The sequence below is a fragment of the Halalkalibacter krulwichiae genome, from assembly GCF_002109385.1.
Taxonomy (GTDB): Bacteria; Bacillota; Bacilli; order Bacillales; family Bacillaceae_D; genus Halalkalibacter; species Halalkalibacter krulwichiae.
Window position 1 is genome coordinate 4,357,538 of sequence record NZ_CP020814.1, and the last position, 15,460, is coordinate 4,372,997.

At 41.2% G+C, this 15,460-nt stretch carries 19 protein-coding genes and 1 riboswitch; of the genes, 5 read left to right on the forward strand and 14 right to left on the reverse strand.

Annotated elements, in window-relative coordinates:
• Positions 1-67: 67 nt before the first annotated feature.
• Genes BkAM31D_RS22100 through BkAM31D_RS22115 form a run of 4 tightly spaced genes read right to left on the reverse strand, consistent with a single transcriptional unit; the run spans position 68 to position 3,426 of the window.
• Positions 68-1,309 carry a glutathionylspermidine synthase family protein gene (locus tag BkAM31D_RS22100; RefSeq protein ID WP_066154719.1) on the reverse strand — a complete coding sequence of 414 codons (1,242 nt, stop codon included), beginning with the start codon at positions 1,307-1,309 and terminating at the stop codon, positions 68-70.
• Positions 1,310-1,359: 50 nt separating this feature from the next.
• Positions 1,360-1,740 (reverse strand): DUF350 domain-containing protein, encoded by a 381-nt coding sequence (locus tag BkAM31D_RS22105; protein WP_085449854.1) that lies wholly within the window; start codon positions 1,738-1,740, stop codon positions 1,360-1,362.
• Positions 1,731-2,969 carry a glutathionylspermidine synthase family protein gene (locus BkAM31D_RS22110; RefSeq protein ID WP_066154725.1) on the reverse strand — a complete coding sequence of 413 codons (1,239 nt, stop codon included), beginning with the start codon at positions 2,967-2,969 and terminating at the stop codon, positions 1,731-1,733. Before BkAM31D_RS22110 ends, BkAM31D_RS22105 begins: the two co-directional genes overlap by 10 nt.
• A complete protein-coding gene (locus BkAM31D_RS22115) occupies positions 2,962-3,426 on the reverse strand; it encodes a hypothetical protein (RefSeq protein WP_066154728.1) in 465 nt (154 codons plus the stop codon). The genes BkAM31D_RS22110 and BkAM31D_RS22115 overlap by 8 nt, the downstream gene beginning before the upstream one ends.
• Before the next feature lie 181 nt (positions 3,427-3,607).
• Between BkAM31D_RS22115 and BkAM31D_RS22120 the strand changes: the two genes are divergently transcribed.
• A complete protein-coding gene (locus BkAM31D_RS22120) occupies positions 3,608-4,276 on the forward strand; it encodes a hypothetical protein (protein WP_066154731.1) in 669 nt (222 codons plus the stop codon).
• Positions 4,277-4,293: 17 nt separating this feature from the next.
• Positions 4,294-5,409 carry an efflux RND transporter periplasmic adaptor subunit gene (locus BkAM31D_RS22125; RefSeq protein ID WP_085449855.1) on the forward strand — a complete coding sequence of 372 codons (1,116 nt, stop codon included), beginning with the start codon at positions 4,294-4,296 and terminating at the stop codon, positions 5,407-5,409.
• Positions 5,410-5,649: 240 nt separating this feature from the next.
• Here the strand turns inward: BkAM31D_RS22125 and BkAM31D_RS22130 are convergent, their stop codons facing one another.
• The 6 genes from BkAM31D_RS22130 to BkAM31D_RS22155 all read right to left on the reverse strand — a co-directional run bounded on the left by BkAM31D_RS22130 (position 5,650) and on the right by BkAM31D_RS22155 (position 10,908).
• A complete protein-coding gene (locus BkAM31D_RS22130) occupies positions 5,650-6,165 on the reverse strand; it encodes a hypothetical protein (RefSeq protein WP_066154735.1) in 516 nt (171 codons plus the stop codon).
• Entirely contained in the window at positions 6,155-6,541 is a 387-nt protein-coding gene (locus tag BkAM31D_RS22135) for a hypothetical protein (protein ID WP_235820435.1), read from the reverse strand. Before BkAM31D_RS22135 ends, BkAM31D_RS22130 begins: the two co-directional genes overlap by 11 nt.
• A 184-nt stretch (positions 6,542-6,725) precedes the next feature.
• The gene (gene srtD / locus BkAM31D_RS22140) at positions 6,726-7,349 is read right to left on the reverse strand and encodes a class D sortase, LPxTATN-specific (RefSeq protein WP_066154738.1); all 624 of its coding nucleotides are present in this window, start codon (positions 7,347-7,349) and stop codon (positions 6,726-6,728) included.
• A complete protein-coding gene (locus BkAM31D_RS22145; protein WP_066154743.1) occupies positions 7,339-8,505 on the reverse strand; it encodes a processed acidic surface protein in 1,167 nt (388 codons plus the stop codon). The genes srtD and BkAM31D_RS22145 overlap by 11 nt, the downstream gene beginning before the upstream one ends.
• A 219-nt stretch (positions 8,506-8,724) precedes the next feature.
• Positions 8,725-10,512 (reverse strand): PAS domain S-box protein, encoded by a 1,788-nt coding sequence (locus tag BkAM31D_RS22150; protein WP_066154746.1) that lies wholly within the window; start codon positions 10,510-10,512, stop codon positions 8,725-8,727.
• A gap of 102 nt (positions 10,513-10,614) precedes the next feature.
• Positions 10,615-10,908 carry a hypothetical protein gene (locus tag BkAM31D_RS22155; protein ID WP_066154749.1) on the reverse strand — a complete coding sequence of 98 codons (294 nt, stop codon included), beginning with the start codon at positions 10,906-10,908 and terminating at the stop codon, positions 10,615-10,617.
• 167 nt (positions 10,909-11,075) lie between these two features.
• Here BkAM31D_RS22155 and BkAM31D_RS22160 point away from each other — a divergent pair, with 167 nt between their 5' ends.
• The 3 genes from BkAM31D_RS22160 to BkAM31D_RS22170 all read left to right on the forward strand — a co-directional run bounded on the left by BkAM31D_RS22160 (position 11,076) and on the right by BkAM31D_RS22170 (position 11,802).
• Entirely contained in the window at positions 11,076-11,279 is a 204-nt protein-coding gene (locus BkAM31D_RS22160) for a DUF1659 domain-containing protein (protein WP_066154752.1), read from the forward strand.
• Positions 11,280-11,310: 31 nt separating this feature from the next.
• Positions 11,311-11,526, forward strand: a complete 216-nt coding sequence (locus tag BkAM31D_RS22165) for a DUF2922 domain-containing protein (RefSeq protein WP_066154755.1) — start codon at positions 11,311-11,313, stop codon at positions 11,524-11,526.
• A 72-nt stretch (positions 11,527-11,598) separates the two neighbouring features.
• Positions 11,599-11,802, forward strand: a complete 204-nt coding sequence (locus BkAM31D_RS22170; protein ID WP_066154758.1) for a YvrJ family protein — start codon at positions 11,599-11,601, stop codon at positions 11,800-11,802.
• 65 nt (positions 11,803-11,867) lie between these two features.
• On the opposite strand, the gene BkAM31D_RS22175 is transcribed toward BkAM31D_RS22170, so the two are convergent.
• The 4 genes from BkAM31D_RS22175 to BkAM31D_RS22190 form a co-directional block, all read right to left on the reverse strand.
• Complete coding sequence (locus tag BkAM31D_RS22175) at positions 11,868-12,248, reverse strand: DUF3895 domain-containing protein (RefSeq protein WP_066154762.1); 381 nt, start codon at positions 12,246-12,248, stop codon at positions 11,868-11,870.
• 123 nt (positions 12,249-12,371) lie between these two features.
• Positions 12,372-14,054, reverse strand: a complete 1,683-nt coding sequence (locus BkAM31D_RS22180) for a methyl-accepting chemotaxis protein (RefSeq protein ID WP_066154765.1) — start codon at positions 14,052-14,054, stop codon at positions 12,372-12,374.
• 103 nt (positions 14,055-14,157) lie between these two features.
• Positions 14,158-14,571: a DUF3021 domain-containing protein gene (locus BkAM31D_RS22185; RefSeq protein ID WP_066154768.1), complete on the reverse strand. Its 414-nt coding sequence runs from the start codon at positions 14,569-14,571 to the stop codon at positions 14,158-14,160.
• Entirely contained in the window at positions 14,568-15,029 is a 462-nt protein-coding gene (locus BkAM31D_RS22190) for a LytTR family DNA-binding domain-containing protein (protein WP_066154771.1), read from the reverse strand. Before BkAM31D_RS22190 ends, BkAM31D_RS22185 begins: the two co-directional genes overlap by 4 nt.
• 317 nt (positions 15,030-15,346) lie before the next feature.
• A riboswitch (cyclic di-GMP riboswitch) is annotated at positions 15,347-15,444 on the forward strand.
• Positions 15,445-15,460: the final 16 nt, after the last annotated feature.

Sequence of the window (15,460 nt, forward strand, 5' to 3'; positions counted from 1 at the left end):
GCTCATTATGGTCGCGTACTGCACATAAAAATCAGCGCGTGCACTACACATGCACGCGCTACTCAAGTTACTTCGTCGTATAGGCGACAAACATTGAGAGGTTGCCGGTAATGTGCTCACCGACTCGGAAGAACAAACCGCTTGGTTCGCCGTTAATGACGTGGGAGCCGATCAACAGCTTTCCCGTATATGGTCCGTCCCACGTATCAACCGTTTGATCAGGCATCGGAAAGTATTGCTGGAAGACGACGGGTTGATCTTGATAATAATCGACATCTTCATCTAACACCGTGCCTCCTGAAACAATTTGTATGCCTCCTCCTTCGCGGCCAAGCACTGGCTTTTTCACATAGGAATCGAGTCCATGCGCTGTTTCATAGGTTGGCAAGAAGTACTTGTCAATCACCGCTTGCTCTTGGCGTGTGAACCACTGTTCTTTTTTTTCCGTAATTAAAGCAAGTATCGCTTTAGACTGCATGAACAGAGCAGAGGGCGGGTTAATGATTTTCACTTTTTCATTCAAGACGTGAACAATGAATCTTTCGCCGATTAATTCGCCTGTTGCGCTTTTTTCTTCCAAAAAGAATTCAAGCGGATATAGTCGATACAAAAAGTCAATGCGCTCCCCTTCAGGAGTTCGAACGTCCTCTTCCTCAACAACAATATCAGCGAGCGGTATGTATTTCGCCTGCTGCGGATACAAGCTCATCAAGTACTGAACCGTTTGCTTATCTTCATCATGCCAGTCAGCGCATGTGAAATAAAGTGTGTCCGTACTGCCAATTTGATAGTCTTTGATGATTTGATTCCAAGCATTCTTAATATTACCGGCCATTTTCTCATTCGGGTTGGTACTGTGATGTTCTTCGCAAAGCACTTGCTGGGCAACGGCTGCTTCGACTAGCCCAACCGGCGTGTCCGTGTTGCCTTCAATCACTTTTAACCCATTGGCCGATGCGATGAAGTCATAGCGACAGAAATAAGAAAAAGCAGTCCTGTTTTCTGCTAAAAGCAAATCCCATAGAAAGACGGAAATTCCTGTTTTATGAATAACAGAGCGGTCTTTCATCGCTTCTTGATACGCTTTAGCAAAAATATCGTTCACAGCTCTTGATGCATTTTCCACTTCGCGTGCAAGCGAAGCTGGTACAACAAGGAGTGAGTCGCTCATGTATTGGTTGTCTTCATAATTTTCATAGAGCGTTGCCCAAGTAAAGCCCTTCTCCGCTACTTTACGCTCAAGTTCAAGCCACCTCTTTTCATAAGCATTAGGCTCAAATGGTTCCGTTAATGATTTGTATGGGAGCATGTATACAACCTCCTCTTAATAGCTGATTGTTGCTGCAACGATCATTCCGACTAAGACAGAGATTCCCCTAAGAAAAGGCCGACTGCAACGTTTCCTTTTTCAACTTCTTTCGCCAAGCTTGTGTTACGTGTGAATACATATTCAACGACCAGGTGAAGCACCACTTGAACAATAATCGCAATAAAAGCCCAAATCGCCAGGTCAACTAGGTTAATGGAATGACGAATCGCTGATTGCAAGACGACAACAAGTCCAGCCATTTTCCCGAGTAGCTTTAATGAAACGGCCACATTGCCATTACGAATTTGCTCACGTTCTGAGTACGGCGTTAGCAGCTTAAAAAGGTACGTTCCGATTAAAAACAAAACAAGAGAAACCGCTAAATAAATAATAAAATGATCAAAGGTTTGTAAATAAAACGTTAAATCCATTCATTCGCTCCTTTCACCCCACAAGGGAGGAAGTAAGATAGGTTGTCAGTAATTTGTGCACCGGCACGAATGCCGAACGCACTTGGCTTTTCATTGATAATGAAACTCCCGATTAGTAAGTGTGCAGTCGTTCTTCCTTTTTCAGTTTGAATCGTTGCTTGTGGCAAATCGACATATTGTTGATACACTTTCACATACTCATCGTACGTTTTTTCAGGTTGACTAGCGAGCACCTTCCCTTTTTGTCTTACTTCAACGGTGTCTCCTTCACGGCCAAATGCAGGCTTTGAGACGTAACGCTCTCCCGTTTCAATAAAAGGTTCTTCATCTAAATAAGTCGGTAAAAAATATCGACCGATGCTGTCATGTTCCCGATCGCTAAACAACGGATGGCGACGTTCATGCATGCCCCAAATCGCTGCCATTACAACTTTTGATTGCATTAAAAAGGCCGATGCAGGGTTTAACATTCCAACTTTACGCTCTCTGACTAATTGCATAAATTCAATTCCAATTGGAAATTCATCAGCAGATACGTCTTCTAGCAAAGCTTCCAACGGATATGTATGCCGGTAGAGAATGTCAATTTTATTTCCTGCGCAATCATATACACCTTCTCCGGCGAAAATGTGAATGTCTTTTAGCGGGACGAAACTTGCTCCCTTAACTTGAGCGACGTTCATTAAATACATCATCGTTTCCCGGTCTTCGATGTCCTCTTCATGAGCTGTAAATACAACGTTTGGATGGCCCTTCAATCCAATTGCTTGTGCACAATGAAAGATACTGTTCCGGAGTGCCTTCGCTAATTGTTCTTCGGCCCCCTCATTCGGATTGGCAAGATGAAATTCTTGACAAACAAGGCCGTTCACCTCAAACAATTCACGAATAAACGTCGGTGTGTCTGAGTTGAACTCAATTAGCTTCAGCCCCCTATTTGTTTGAACAAAATCAAAACGGCCAATAACTGTTTCATATGGGAGCATTACCATCTTAAGATACGGCACTGCCTTTTTCGGAAAGCCAAGATCAAGCAACGTTTCATCTGGTGCATTTCGAATGATCTGCGTCCCTTTTTTGAAAATGGCGTAGACCTCTTCTGTTGCCTTCCTGATCGCATCAACTTCCTGCTGTTTGAGCAAGTAGCAGTCATATAACGCATACTCGCTACCATACAGCCGGTCCCAAAACGAAGGAATCTTCGCATAAAATGCGTTGCGCTTATCCACCAAAGCTTCCTCCGCCTCCCATTCCTGAACGCGGATTCGTTGCTCGCCCTGGTTGCTGATTTTGATTCAGGTTCGGCTGATTTACGTTTTGGTCCGTTCTTGGCGTTGTCGCCGGCTCTCTCACACGTGTGCCGCCACCACCGCCTCCCATTGCTCGTCCAGCCATAAACGCGGCAATCGTTGGGAACCAGCTACCGCCATAATAATAGTGGCCGTAGTTTTCATTGCCTTCCTGGACACATTGATAGCCTTCCGCTTCCTCATCCCACTTCCACGTATCGCAATCAGCTTCTTCAGGAGAAGGCGGTCCTGCATCCGGCTGTACATTCGGGTCAGGTTCAGTCGGCGTTTGAAAAAGCTCCTCCTGTGCCGCCGGCGAACAGGCCGTTAAACCCATTAGCGCTACACTCGAACTAAGCAAGCCCTTCAAGAGCTTATCCGTCTTTGGTTTTGTCATATCAACACCTCCTACTAACATTACGTTTCGTTTTACATATGGTTTCCATTTTATCAATTTTTCATTGATCTTTAAAAGAGGGAATCTTTCAAAAAATAATACTTGGTAATTATTTCTTCCTCTGTCTTTTTCCGATAAAATGAGAGTAATAGAAAGATCACAACTACTTGGAGGCTACATAATGACGTATCAGTTGAAGTTGCTTGCTAGTTTAAAAGATCCTACCTCAAAATTTTATCAGCTAAAAGTCGCTGAAATGATTGCCATTCCAATAAAAAAAATAGTTCTCGTCCTTTTGCTAGGTATGGTCATTGCATTGATCCGTGCCTTCATGGGCTTAGATACAGCACGATTATCACCTCTTATTTCAAATGTTGAAGCAAGTGAATTCGAGTTCATGAAGCTTTTGATCGCACTAGGTAGTTTACTAGAAGCCTTCTTCATTCCCTTGTTGTTTCTTACTTTCACGAGTTTCATTTATACGATTTTGTTTGATGAGGTTACATTTCGACACGCACTAATCGTTAGTACAGTCAGTCTGTTTATTTTTCAACTTGGCAAACTTGCCATGCTCCCAATCGAAATCTGGTTTGGACTTGATTCCACTTCTTCGCCGTTTGCATTCGGTCTCATCGCAAATGTGCTCGGCGCGAGTGATTTCTATATTGAGATTGGAAGTCACTTTTCGCTTTTTCTCTTTTGGAGCATCATCCTGCACATTTATGCATTCTCGCAAATAACAACGGAACGCAAATTTTTCATTGTCCTGATTAGTATTGCTGTTCATTTGCTTGTTATCGTCTTTTCAATTTTAAAAACATTTTTCAGCGTCTATATAACGTTGATCTAAAAACGGAGGTGAACGCTTTGCAAAGGTGGAAAGCATACATACTGCTCGCTAGCATTCTGCTATTTATTGGAATAAATATGTACTTGCTCCTGCATGAAGATAATGAAATCGCTCGTTTGCAAATTGTCGATGAGCTGCAGTCCCCTCGCCAAACCGACATCGTCGAAGCAATGCAAAAACGCGGCGTCATCACGGCAAGTAAGGAAGAGTTTGTTTACGTCGATGACCGCTTCGGTTCCGTTGGGTCGATTTATGTTGAGGAAGGCCAAGAGGTGCAGATTGGAGAAGCCCTCTTCCACTATGAGAATGTCGATATGCTTGCAGCTGCAGCTGAACTAGAAGCAAAAATTGAACAACTAGAGCTTCGGTCCTCACAGCTTGCCACTGAAATCAATGGTTTATCAGGTTTGAAGCAACCACTCTATCAAACAGAGGACGAAGAAGAGTCGCAACAGCACCAAGCGTTAATCGAGCAGCAAAATGCGCTCTATGATATTCAGATCACCGAGAAACAACATCAAATCGAACAAATTGAGCTCGAAAAAACAACCTATGAACAGTCTCTGACATCTTTACAAGAACAGCACGATCAGCTTGAGGTGATTAGTCCTGTAACCGGCATTGTCAAGGAAATCAACACGAATCGTAACGAGCCTTTTCTCACAATCGTCTCATCTCCTTTCATCGTAGGAAGCGAAGTAACCGAGGAAGAATCGCTTGAAATTTCAGAAGGACTTGACGTCCGAGTATTTGTACATGACAAAGAGCCAATAGACGGCATCCTCTCAGAGATTGCGCAGTTTCCAACGAAGGAACCTTCAATCGACACTGAGACGATGTATCCCTTTTACGTCGAACTAGACGCGGAATCGCCTGAATTAAAAATAGGGTACCATGTCGATCTTGACATCATTCAAACTGAAATTGAAGATGCCATCATTATCCCTCAAAACACATTGCTTCATACTGGTGATGAAACCTTTGTCGTAACAGCCAAAGACGGTCTCCTCGTTCCAAAAAGCATCACACTTGGCTTATCAACTGGAAAAAGCTATGAAGTTGTTGAAGGCCTTAATACGAATGATTTCATTGTCAGTTCCCGCGTTCCTATGACCTTGGCGAACCGTTTGTAACAAGGCTTAGATTAAGTGAAATTGAGCGATCTTCTCTAGCCGCCTTTCGAAAAAAAGAGCTGCTATTGCTAGCAGCGGAAGGGTTTTTAAAGTGAAAAAGCGGTTGCCTCATGTTCAGAGTGCAGCCGCTGTAATGTCCGTAATTTCAAATGGATACTCGTTTCTCCACATGTTCGTTCTATTTCACTACGAGAACAGCATTCAACAAAAAGACCTACCCAATATGGGTAGGTCTATCTATTATTGACGGAAGATCAAATTAATTACTTCTTTAAGTGACATGTCGCTATCGACTTCAAATGTCCCTGGACGTAATTCGTTGGCGAGGTCACGCTTTTCGACTTCATTGAAAAACTTCATCGCACTATCAATAATGTTGGCACGCACAAGTGCTTCACCAACATCAATGCTCGTCATCCCAGGAGACACTGTCAGCATCGTTTTGTAAATAACGACTTCTTTTACTTCTTCTTCTTCTTTTTCTTCTTCTTCTTTTTCTTCTTCATCAGCTTCAGGTTCTACAACAATTTCATCAATAATTGCTTGTTCTGCCGCAGCAAGCTGCTCCTGCCACTGTTCTTCCGTTTGGATCATATAGCCTTCTGCAGCTAGCTCAGTTATAAGGTCTTCTGTCGTCACAGCTACACTAGCCTCATTAGCTTGTCCTTCTTCTGTGCCAAAGAAGTATACCGCACCACACACCGTTGCGGCAACAATCAGGCCACCGGCAAAGCTGCGCAATGTATTAGCCTTCATTTGCTACCTGTCTCCTTTCGTTCTTTGCTTCAATATAAGGAGCAAGCATCAATCTAATTTCTGTCTCAGAAGCGGTCGTTTGAGCGGCAATTCCTTCATACGAATAGCCACGGCGATGTAAGTCAATCACTTGACGCAACACAGCACGCTGCTTCGTTGCTACACTTTTCACACCTGCTTCACGCGCTGTAATTTCATTATCGAGCGCAAGGTCATGCAGCTGCTTTTGCAACTCTTGCATCTCTTCCATCAGCGAAATGGACAACTGCTCCATTTCTTGCTTCTCTATCTCTTGAGTTTTCTTTGCTTTTACAAATGATAATACGAGTAATGCTACTGCGACACCGAACAAAATGGATAACGCCCATTCCATCATGTAGTGATCCTCCCTCACGCTAAAATCTATTATTCTTACATCCTTCTATTATACATACATTTTAACGATAATTCGATTTAAAACGAGAAAAAACCGTAATAATCCACGGTTTTTGACAAAAAAACAACTTATGTTGTGCATGCACTTGAGCCCCGTTGCGATTACAACGGGGCTCAGGCTCACTCTATTCTCCTCGTAACTCCGCCACCAAAATATACCTCTCTGGTGCAGACCCAATGAAATCAAATGGATAACAAGTCGACACTGTTAATGTCGCACGCGGCTTAGGTACAATGACGGTACGGTCATCCTCATCAACAATTCTCACCTTCCGTACCTTATACGTGAACTCGCCGGCACCTGTTCTTACAATGAGCAAGTCATTTTCACCGACCTCCCCAAGTCTGCGAAACACCGTGTCACGATGCCCGGACAAGACGGAATTGTCATTTTCACCCGGCAGCACACTGCCCGCAAAGTGACCGACTCCTTTTTCCAGTTCGTCTTCGTCTGTGCCATGGTAAATAGGCAACGTTGCTTCAAGCTTTGGAATGTAGAGTTCTCCCATTAAGTCGCCTTTTTCAGGCTGGAGGGGATACAAAGAGTCAGCAGGTCGATCTGTCTCGTCTTCGCTCTCCTCTTCCTCAACAAGATCATTCACTTCCACTGGTTCGACAACGGCACTTTCTGCTGTTTTAAACAAATAATAACCCTTTACAAATTTAAATGCATTCGTTGTTGAAAACCATAAGCCAAAACCAATGATTGCACTACAAATAAGTAGGAAAATCAGCTTTTTATGCCGCATGGTTTGATTTAAAACGACGGTAAAGAAGGAAACCACCAAATGCGATTGCGAGACCCGCTGCCGTATTTGTTACATAGTCAGAAGCAGTCTTAGGTAACTTTGCTCCTTTTTCCGTTTTCGTTACTGGCTTTTGATCTTGTTTTTCTTTCGCTTTTGTCACGACTTTCTCAACTTGTTTCAAATCTTTTCCTGTTTCTTGAATGATTTCAGGTCCAAACATGTCTGCTGTAAACAATATATCTGCCAAGAATTCGCCTTGTTTGTTATAAAACTCTATTAACAACCCATATCCATTTGTCGTAGTCATTGTCATCAACGTTTCTAATGAAACAGGCTTTTTCTCATCTTCTTTTACAAGATAATACTTCACGTCTAACTCAAATAGGTCGAGTAATTGTTTAAAAATACTAAGAAGCTCTGCAATTTGTTCAGCCGTTAAGTCTGCTGGATCTTCAAAGTCTTCAAACGCCATTAATCGATTCGCTAATTCTTCTAACTTTTCTAAGAAAGCAGGATTTTCGTAATCAAGGGAAGCAAAGTGTTCGAACAATCTTTCTAGTTCTTTATCTGTTAACCCAATCATGCTAAATAAATCATCTACTTCAGAAAAATCAATGTCAGATCCATATAAATAGTAATCTACAGACCACTCGAGGTCTTCAATAAATTCATAGTATTCTAGAGAATCGCCATTTTCCTCTAATAGAGCGAGCAACTCATCCATCGTTAATTCATAATCGTTTAAAAGCTGTTGCAAATTTTCATCGGTAATCGGAGTAAGATTATAAAAATAAAGGTCAAAATCTAAATCATCGTAAAACTTATACACATCTAAAATCGCTTGTCCTTCTTCAAGCTCGCCATATTCAATAAGCAAAGCTGTTGCTTCCTCTTTTGTTAAACCATGTTCTACTAAAAGCTTGTTTAAATTCTTCTCTGTTAAGACAGGACCTAAGAAGCTTTTCAGTTCCGTTACACTTTCAAAGTCTTTGATGGTAAGATCATAGAAATCCAAATGTTCTTCCATTTGTTGCTTAGACCAACCTATTTCTTTTAAATAGATTGCTAGTTCAGAAGAAGATGGTGCTGCATAGCTTGCAGCTGGAGCAAAAACAAAACCTAATACGACTAAGAACGACATGAATAAGCCTTTCACATAACATTCCTCCTGGAAATGAAGTAATAAAATCTAGCTTATTATATACTGAAAATTTGTAAAAAGATAGAAGATTTTTCTTGGAAGGAAGAGGACCGTGTATCCGTTGGGGGCGTTGACATTGCACGAATTTGAAACGCTATTTGCACTGTTTTTTTTCAAGTGCCTGACGTGGCTTTGACCTGATCGTCAGGCACAGCAATAAATACTAGTAGAAGATTATTGAACGGTTACTTGTGGGAAGGTAATCTCAATCGTCGTCCCTATGTCCACTTCACTCAATATTTCTAATTTCCCTTGGTGATTTTCGACAATTTGTTTGCTAATCATAAAGCCTAGCCCTGTACCGGTTTCTTTCGTTGTGAAAAAGGGGTTACCAATTTTTGAAAGCTGTTCTGGCGGGATCCCGACTCCTTGATCAACCACCTTTATGACAATCTCATTGCTTTCGTTCGTGGTCATTTGAAGCTTGACTTCTCCACCATTCGGCATAGCTTCAATCGCATTTTTTAAAAAGTTGATCAATGTTTGTTTGATCTGGTTTTCGTCTCCGAGGAGGGTGTATGATGAACCTTCTTCCACTTCCATGATGATTTCGATGTCGTATAAAGTCGCATGGGCCGAGGTCAAAGTCGCAATTTGCTTCGCAACCTTGGTTAAATCTACCTTTCGATCGGTCGTTCTTTGTGGTTTGGCTAGCAGCAACAATTCACTTAATATGACTTCAATGCGATTAATTTCTTTAATGATAATAGGGAAATAATAAGGTTCTTCGCTTAATTCATGTCTTAGTAGCTGTAGGAATCCGTTAATCGATGTCAGAGGGTTACGAATTTCATGAGCAATTCCTGCTGCAAACTGACCCGCTACTGTCAGCTTTTCAGAGTTAAGTAAGATTTCTTCCGTTTTTTTACGCGTCGTTACATCTCGAACCATTGCACTTAGAAACACCTCACCGTCGACTTTCCAACTACTCAAGGTGATTTCTACCGGAATCTCTGTACCATCTCGAGAAACAGCAGCAACTTCTATTGTTTTCTTCGCTGCTCCTAATTCCTGATATAGTTCTACTCCATTTATGTATTTGCTTTTTGAACAACTTTTGAAAATCAAGTTTGTATTTTGACCAACGGCTTCTTGGTTCGTATAGCCAAACAATCGTTCAGCTGCTTTATTCCAATTGATAATCGTCATCTTCTCATCGACGACAATAATGGCATCATTGGCTGACTCAAAGATCGCTCTTACCTTCTTTTCCGAATTCAGAAGGTTGACTTCAGCTAGATTTCTCTTATTAATATTGCGGAAAACGCTAATTGTTTCTATTTTTTCACCCTCTGAATAAATATCATTACATTTCGTTTCAATCCATATAAAAGAACCATCCTTTTTAATAAAACGAAACGTAAGTGAGCGGCTGAAGAATTGAGATAACAGACCAGATTCATTGATTTTCTTCATATCTTCAGGATGCACAAAATGTGAAAATGGTGTACCAACTAACTCCTCTGGATGGTAACCAAACATCGTGAAGGCATTTGGGGTTACATATTGAAAATGCAATTCAGGGGTTAACCGAACTATGACATCTAACGTATTCTCAACAAGAAAACGATAAGCTTGTTCTTTATTTGGACGGTCGATCTGAGTAAGATTATGTATTTGCAGGAGAATCGATGAAGGATTATTATCCTCATCATACACTAACGTACCATTGACTGAGCTTACAATGTCATAACCTGATTTATGAAAGAAGCATTTTTCGACTTGGTAGAAAGGTAGCTTGTCGCTCCACATTTGCTCTAAATAAGAGCGTTCCAATTCTTCATCATCTGGTCTACTTAGCTCGAAGTAACTTGTTAACAGTAACTCACCCTCAGAGTAGCCGACTAGCTCGCAAAAGGCTCTATTAACGTCTATCCATCTTCCTTCTAAATCAATGATTGCCATACCAACTGCTGCCAAATGAAAGGATTGACTTATCGCCTTTGGGTCAAAGGTTTTCATTTTCGCACCTCCAAAATCTATTTTTTCGTTTTGCGAAGGAATCATTCTACCTTTCTCAGCTTAATAGCTAGGATGGAGGTTTCGAATGGGAATCGGATGAACTTATTCCTCTCCTACATTTTTCAACCACTCTCGTAATTTTTCTTTTGGATAGTAGATTGTATGATTCAATTTAATATGAGGGATGTCTGGATACTCATTCAAAAGTTGCTTGGCATCTTCTTTTGATATCCCGATAAAAAGATGTACGTCCCTTTCTTTAATAAGTTGAGGATCGTCCTCAAAATCAAAAGCTTCTAGTATATTTTTGGCATTTGGATTTTGAAAATTTTTTAAACCGTCTCCAATGAAATAGCCTGCAGCTGCAATGGCAAGCGATAGAAAGATAAAGTCCAATATTTTCCCTCCTTTAGAAAGCGATTACGAGCTTTATCATCGAAAAATCTTGTCACCCCTTCATATTACCATATTCCCCCAAATTTAATAATGAAACATTTTACCCTAAAAAATTAGTACACTTTCTAAAAATTCTTATATATACAAAATGAAAGGAGGTGCTAAACATGCTAACGAATTCTCGCTTAGTCATTCAATTTGGAAATGGCGTTGATGATGATGGAAAAGACATCCTTATGACAAAAAGCTTCACAAACATTAAGACATCAGCAACAGATTCACAGCTTATTGCGGTTGTCACTGCCCTAACGCCTCTTCAAGAATGGGACTTGATCAAAGTTGATCGCACAAATATTCATAGTTTAGTTTAAGCCTACGAGGCAAAGGAAAGGAGGAAGGTAAATGAGCAAACGTCTAGAACTGATTTTTGAAAATGAGATGGGTGGAAACATTACATTGACCTTGGATAACCCGGTACATCCAGCTAATCCAGCGGCAGTCAGCGCAGCAATGGATGCCATCGTGATGCAGAATGCGTTTATTTCAACTGGCGGAGAAATCGTCGGCAAAAAATCAGCCCGCTTCGTTGACCGTACCGTCGAAGAAATCGAAATTTAAACGATATTATCGTGTGCCATAAGGTCAAAGTGAGACTTTATGGCGCACTCTTTTATGAAAGGAGGAAGGAAAATGGACATGTGGCTGCCACTTCTAAGTGAGTTTGGCTTTCCTGTCATCGTCACTCTCTACTTGCTTCACCGCGTCGAGAACAAGCTCGATCTGGTTAACCACTCGATCTTAAAACTGCCAGAAAGCATCCACCAACTTCAATACTTCCACTCAATTGATCCAAAGATTCGAGAGAACGTCGATGACAAGAGAAAAACCGTCTAAAGAGACGGTTTTTTGCTGTACTATTCAAACGTTGGTCGGAGTATGTTGCGAAACACCTTTAATTCCTATACCACTTTGAAAATTGCGTCATATTTTTGGCCTACATAATCAGGAGAATAATCGATAAAGTTGCTGTCACCGTTCGGATCGACTTTTTCTAATTGAAGAGTACCTTGGTCTACTAGATGCATAAGGTAGATCATTAATATCGGATAGAGCTTTGGCGTACCTTGGCTGTATGTTTCTCTAGAGAAACCACGCTCCTTTATTAGATGATCACATAACTGCTTCGCCGTATAGCCTTCTTGTAAATAGGTCAACAGTTCATTTTGGTGTGGGACGAGAGATTTTGCAATCGCTGGAACATGGCTGTCCGACAATAGGGTTTCTTGCTTTATTTCCTTTTTCTCTTCTTCAAAGTCTCCAAACAGGCTTAATTGTTCCATTGTTTTTGTCAGCTCCTACTCTTTCATGCTCCTTTTATTCTATCATTTTTTCATGGTCACCTGCATGCCTCAACCGAAAGAAGAAGCGCCCCAAAAGTTTAACCTTTTGAGGCACTTCACTATTTACACTCGAAACTTAGAAATCGATTGTTGCAAACCTTCTGCAAGTTCGGCTAATGAAGTCGACGCGGCGGTGATTTCTTCCATCGTCGCTAGCTGCTCTTGTGATGCTGCTGAACTCTCTTGACTTGAGACAACTGACATTTCTGCGACAGTTTTTATCGTTTCAATGGAATGGACAACATGATCGCTGACACTTGCCATTTCTTGAACCGATGCAGACACTTCTTGAACTTTGACAGTGACTGATTCAATCGCTTCTTTGATTTCAGCGAATGTGCTCGTAACATTGCTTGTTGTCTCAAGCCCTTCTTGCACACGCTCTGCACCGCCTTGCATTGATGTGATCACTGAGTTGGTTTCCGTTTGAATTTCCGTAATCATGTCATAGATTTGTGCTGCAGATTGCTTTGATTCCTCTGCAAGCTTTCTGACTTCATCTGCCACAACGGCAAAGCCTTTTCCATGCTCGCCTGCACGTGCCGCTTCAATCGCAGCGTTTAAGGCAAGAAGATTCGTTTGCTCAGCAATGCCGGTAATTAATTTGACGATGTTGCCAATTTCAACCGACTTTGCACCTAGTCTTTCAACCGATTGGGACGTTTCGGAAACAGCGTTTGAAATGCTCAGCATTTGTTCGTCAACACGTTCGATCGCTTCTGTACCGGATTGCGTTTGGGATACGGCTTCTTCAGAATATGCACTCATTTCTGCACTGTTTTGTGCAATTTGATGAATGCTTGCAGCCATTTGTTCGACTGCCGAGGATACATCATTTAAGCTGTTCAACTGCTGGTCCGACCCTTCAGCTGACTGCTGAGCTAAAGCGGCTAGCTGATCAGCTGCATGCGTACTTTGTTCAGCACTCGCTGATAATTGTTCCGAACTAGCCGATACTTGCTGCGTTGCTTCAACCGTTTCCGTTACTAATCGTTGTAAGCTATGTTGCATCGAGTTCACACCGTCAGCAAGCGTCGCAAACTCATCCTTTGTTTGAAGATGAAGATCTTCGCCACTCAAATTACCTTCAGCGACTTCTTGCAGTCTGCCATTTACTGTCTGAATTGTTTTCAACAAATACTTACTTAAAATCAACGTAATTGCTACAGCAAGCCCTGTTGCAAGAAAGCCTCCAATAAGCATCGTCATTCGGCTAACTTGATACATTTGTTCGTTTTGCTCGACCAACTCAGCCGCTAATCTTTCGTTAACAGCAATCAACTCCAATAAGTCTTCACGCGCCACACGGAATAAAGGAGCACCAATTGCTATTCCTTCTCGTACCCCCTCGATATTACCAGCTATAAACAATTCTCTATTTATCCGTACTCGTTCATCAAACAAAGCCCAGTTATCAGCAAAACGGGTAAGCGCTGCTGCTTCCTCGGTTTGTGTATTCGTTCCTTCATACAGTGTAAGCAGTTGTTGAATGCTTTCTAAATTTTCGATCGCCCTATCTGTTAAACTCACATCTTCGTATAAGAGACCAGTCGTCATTTGCACTCTCGTATTTTCAGCTAATTGCGCCATTTGAGCGACATAACCGGTAGGAATAAGCTGATCTTGATACAATTCAACACTATCCTCGTACAGCTCTGACATATTGTAGATCGCATAAAGTGTTAATCCAACAAAAATGACGATAATTGATAAAAAAGACAAAAGTAGTTTCGCCCTTAACTTCATTTAAAGCCCTCCACTGTCATATAGTCCTAGTACTTATGACAGTATACAGCAATGTCCAGTATGGAAATGTGATATATATCACGTTTCAACGATGCTTTCGTCCTTACAACTGCTTCAACTCTTCATTCAACTTTCGCGCTTCCTTTTTAAAGTAGAAGTAAAATCCAGTCCAAATCAATACATAAATAAGAATAAAGATGCCTACTCCTGCAAGTACGCTCATCAAATCGAACTGAATCCAACCAATTCCAAAAGATAATAGGAAGTATAAAAGAGTTACGATCATAAAGTGCACGAGCGTTTGCATCGACAGAGATAAGCTCCTTATCTCAAAAACAAGCGGTGTGACGGCAAAGAACCACCCGCAAAACATCAACCCTAGTGCATTTGTTACAAATACCGATCCTTCTACTTGATTCACATCACCAATCAAAACCACATTCATAACGGAAATGACCGCAAGAAAAGCTCCAAATAAAATACCGACAACACTTTGAAATACGAAACGTTTAATCATTCGTTTGTTTCCCTCCTATTCATTTTCAATGTTTCTTTAATCGCTTTTACATAATGTCTTGTTACATATTCCTTTTTCCCTGACTTGAAGAACACACAAAGCGTTCCATTAAAGGAAGGTTCAAAATGACTAAATTCTCTTAGGTTTGCTATCACAGATTTAGATAGTCGAACAAAACGGTTCGGCGCTAACAGCTGCTCAAGTTCATACAATTTCTCCTTTAATTTAAATTCACCCTTATCGGTCACAGCATATACCGCGTCCTTTTGCGTATAAAAAAAGTGAATATCTTGCGGTTTCAAAATATGCTGTCGCTCTCCTTCCCGGCCAATAAGAAATTCCGTTTCTTTTGCTTTCATAAAATTAAGAATCTCATTGACAGTGTCATCAATTTCTTTGCAGTGAATCGTCATTCTCGTTTGCTCATAATTCTGATCAATATCAAGTGTTACTTTCATTCCGCACCTCCTGCTCTTCCCTTATTGCTTTCTCCACTTTACATTTTTTCCCTTTAGGAGAATGAAAGAATTAGATCCCTCCTTCAATCGTTCTCTTGATACTTTTAGTCTATTTCAATGAATCTAATTCGTCGCTCTACTTTCTCCATCATGCATACATATCAAGGTGACTTGCCGTCTACGGTAACTGACATGCAAAAAGCTTTAACACCTTTGACCAATCATTGAGGAAAGGCGTCATGAAGGCAACCGCTTGAACTAACACTGATCATCATGTACACTTGACTATGGCAGTTGTGGGTGGATAAAACAAACAAAATTGAAAAAGGCAAACTATTCGAAAGGGTAGGACGCAAAGCCTAGGGACTAAGGTTTTGGAGGAACAATTCAAAATGATGTCAGCCTGGTTACCAACATAAATAGAACGTCTA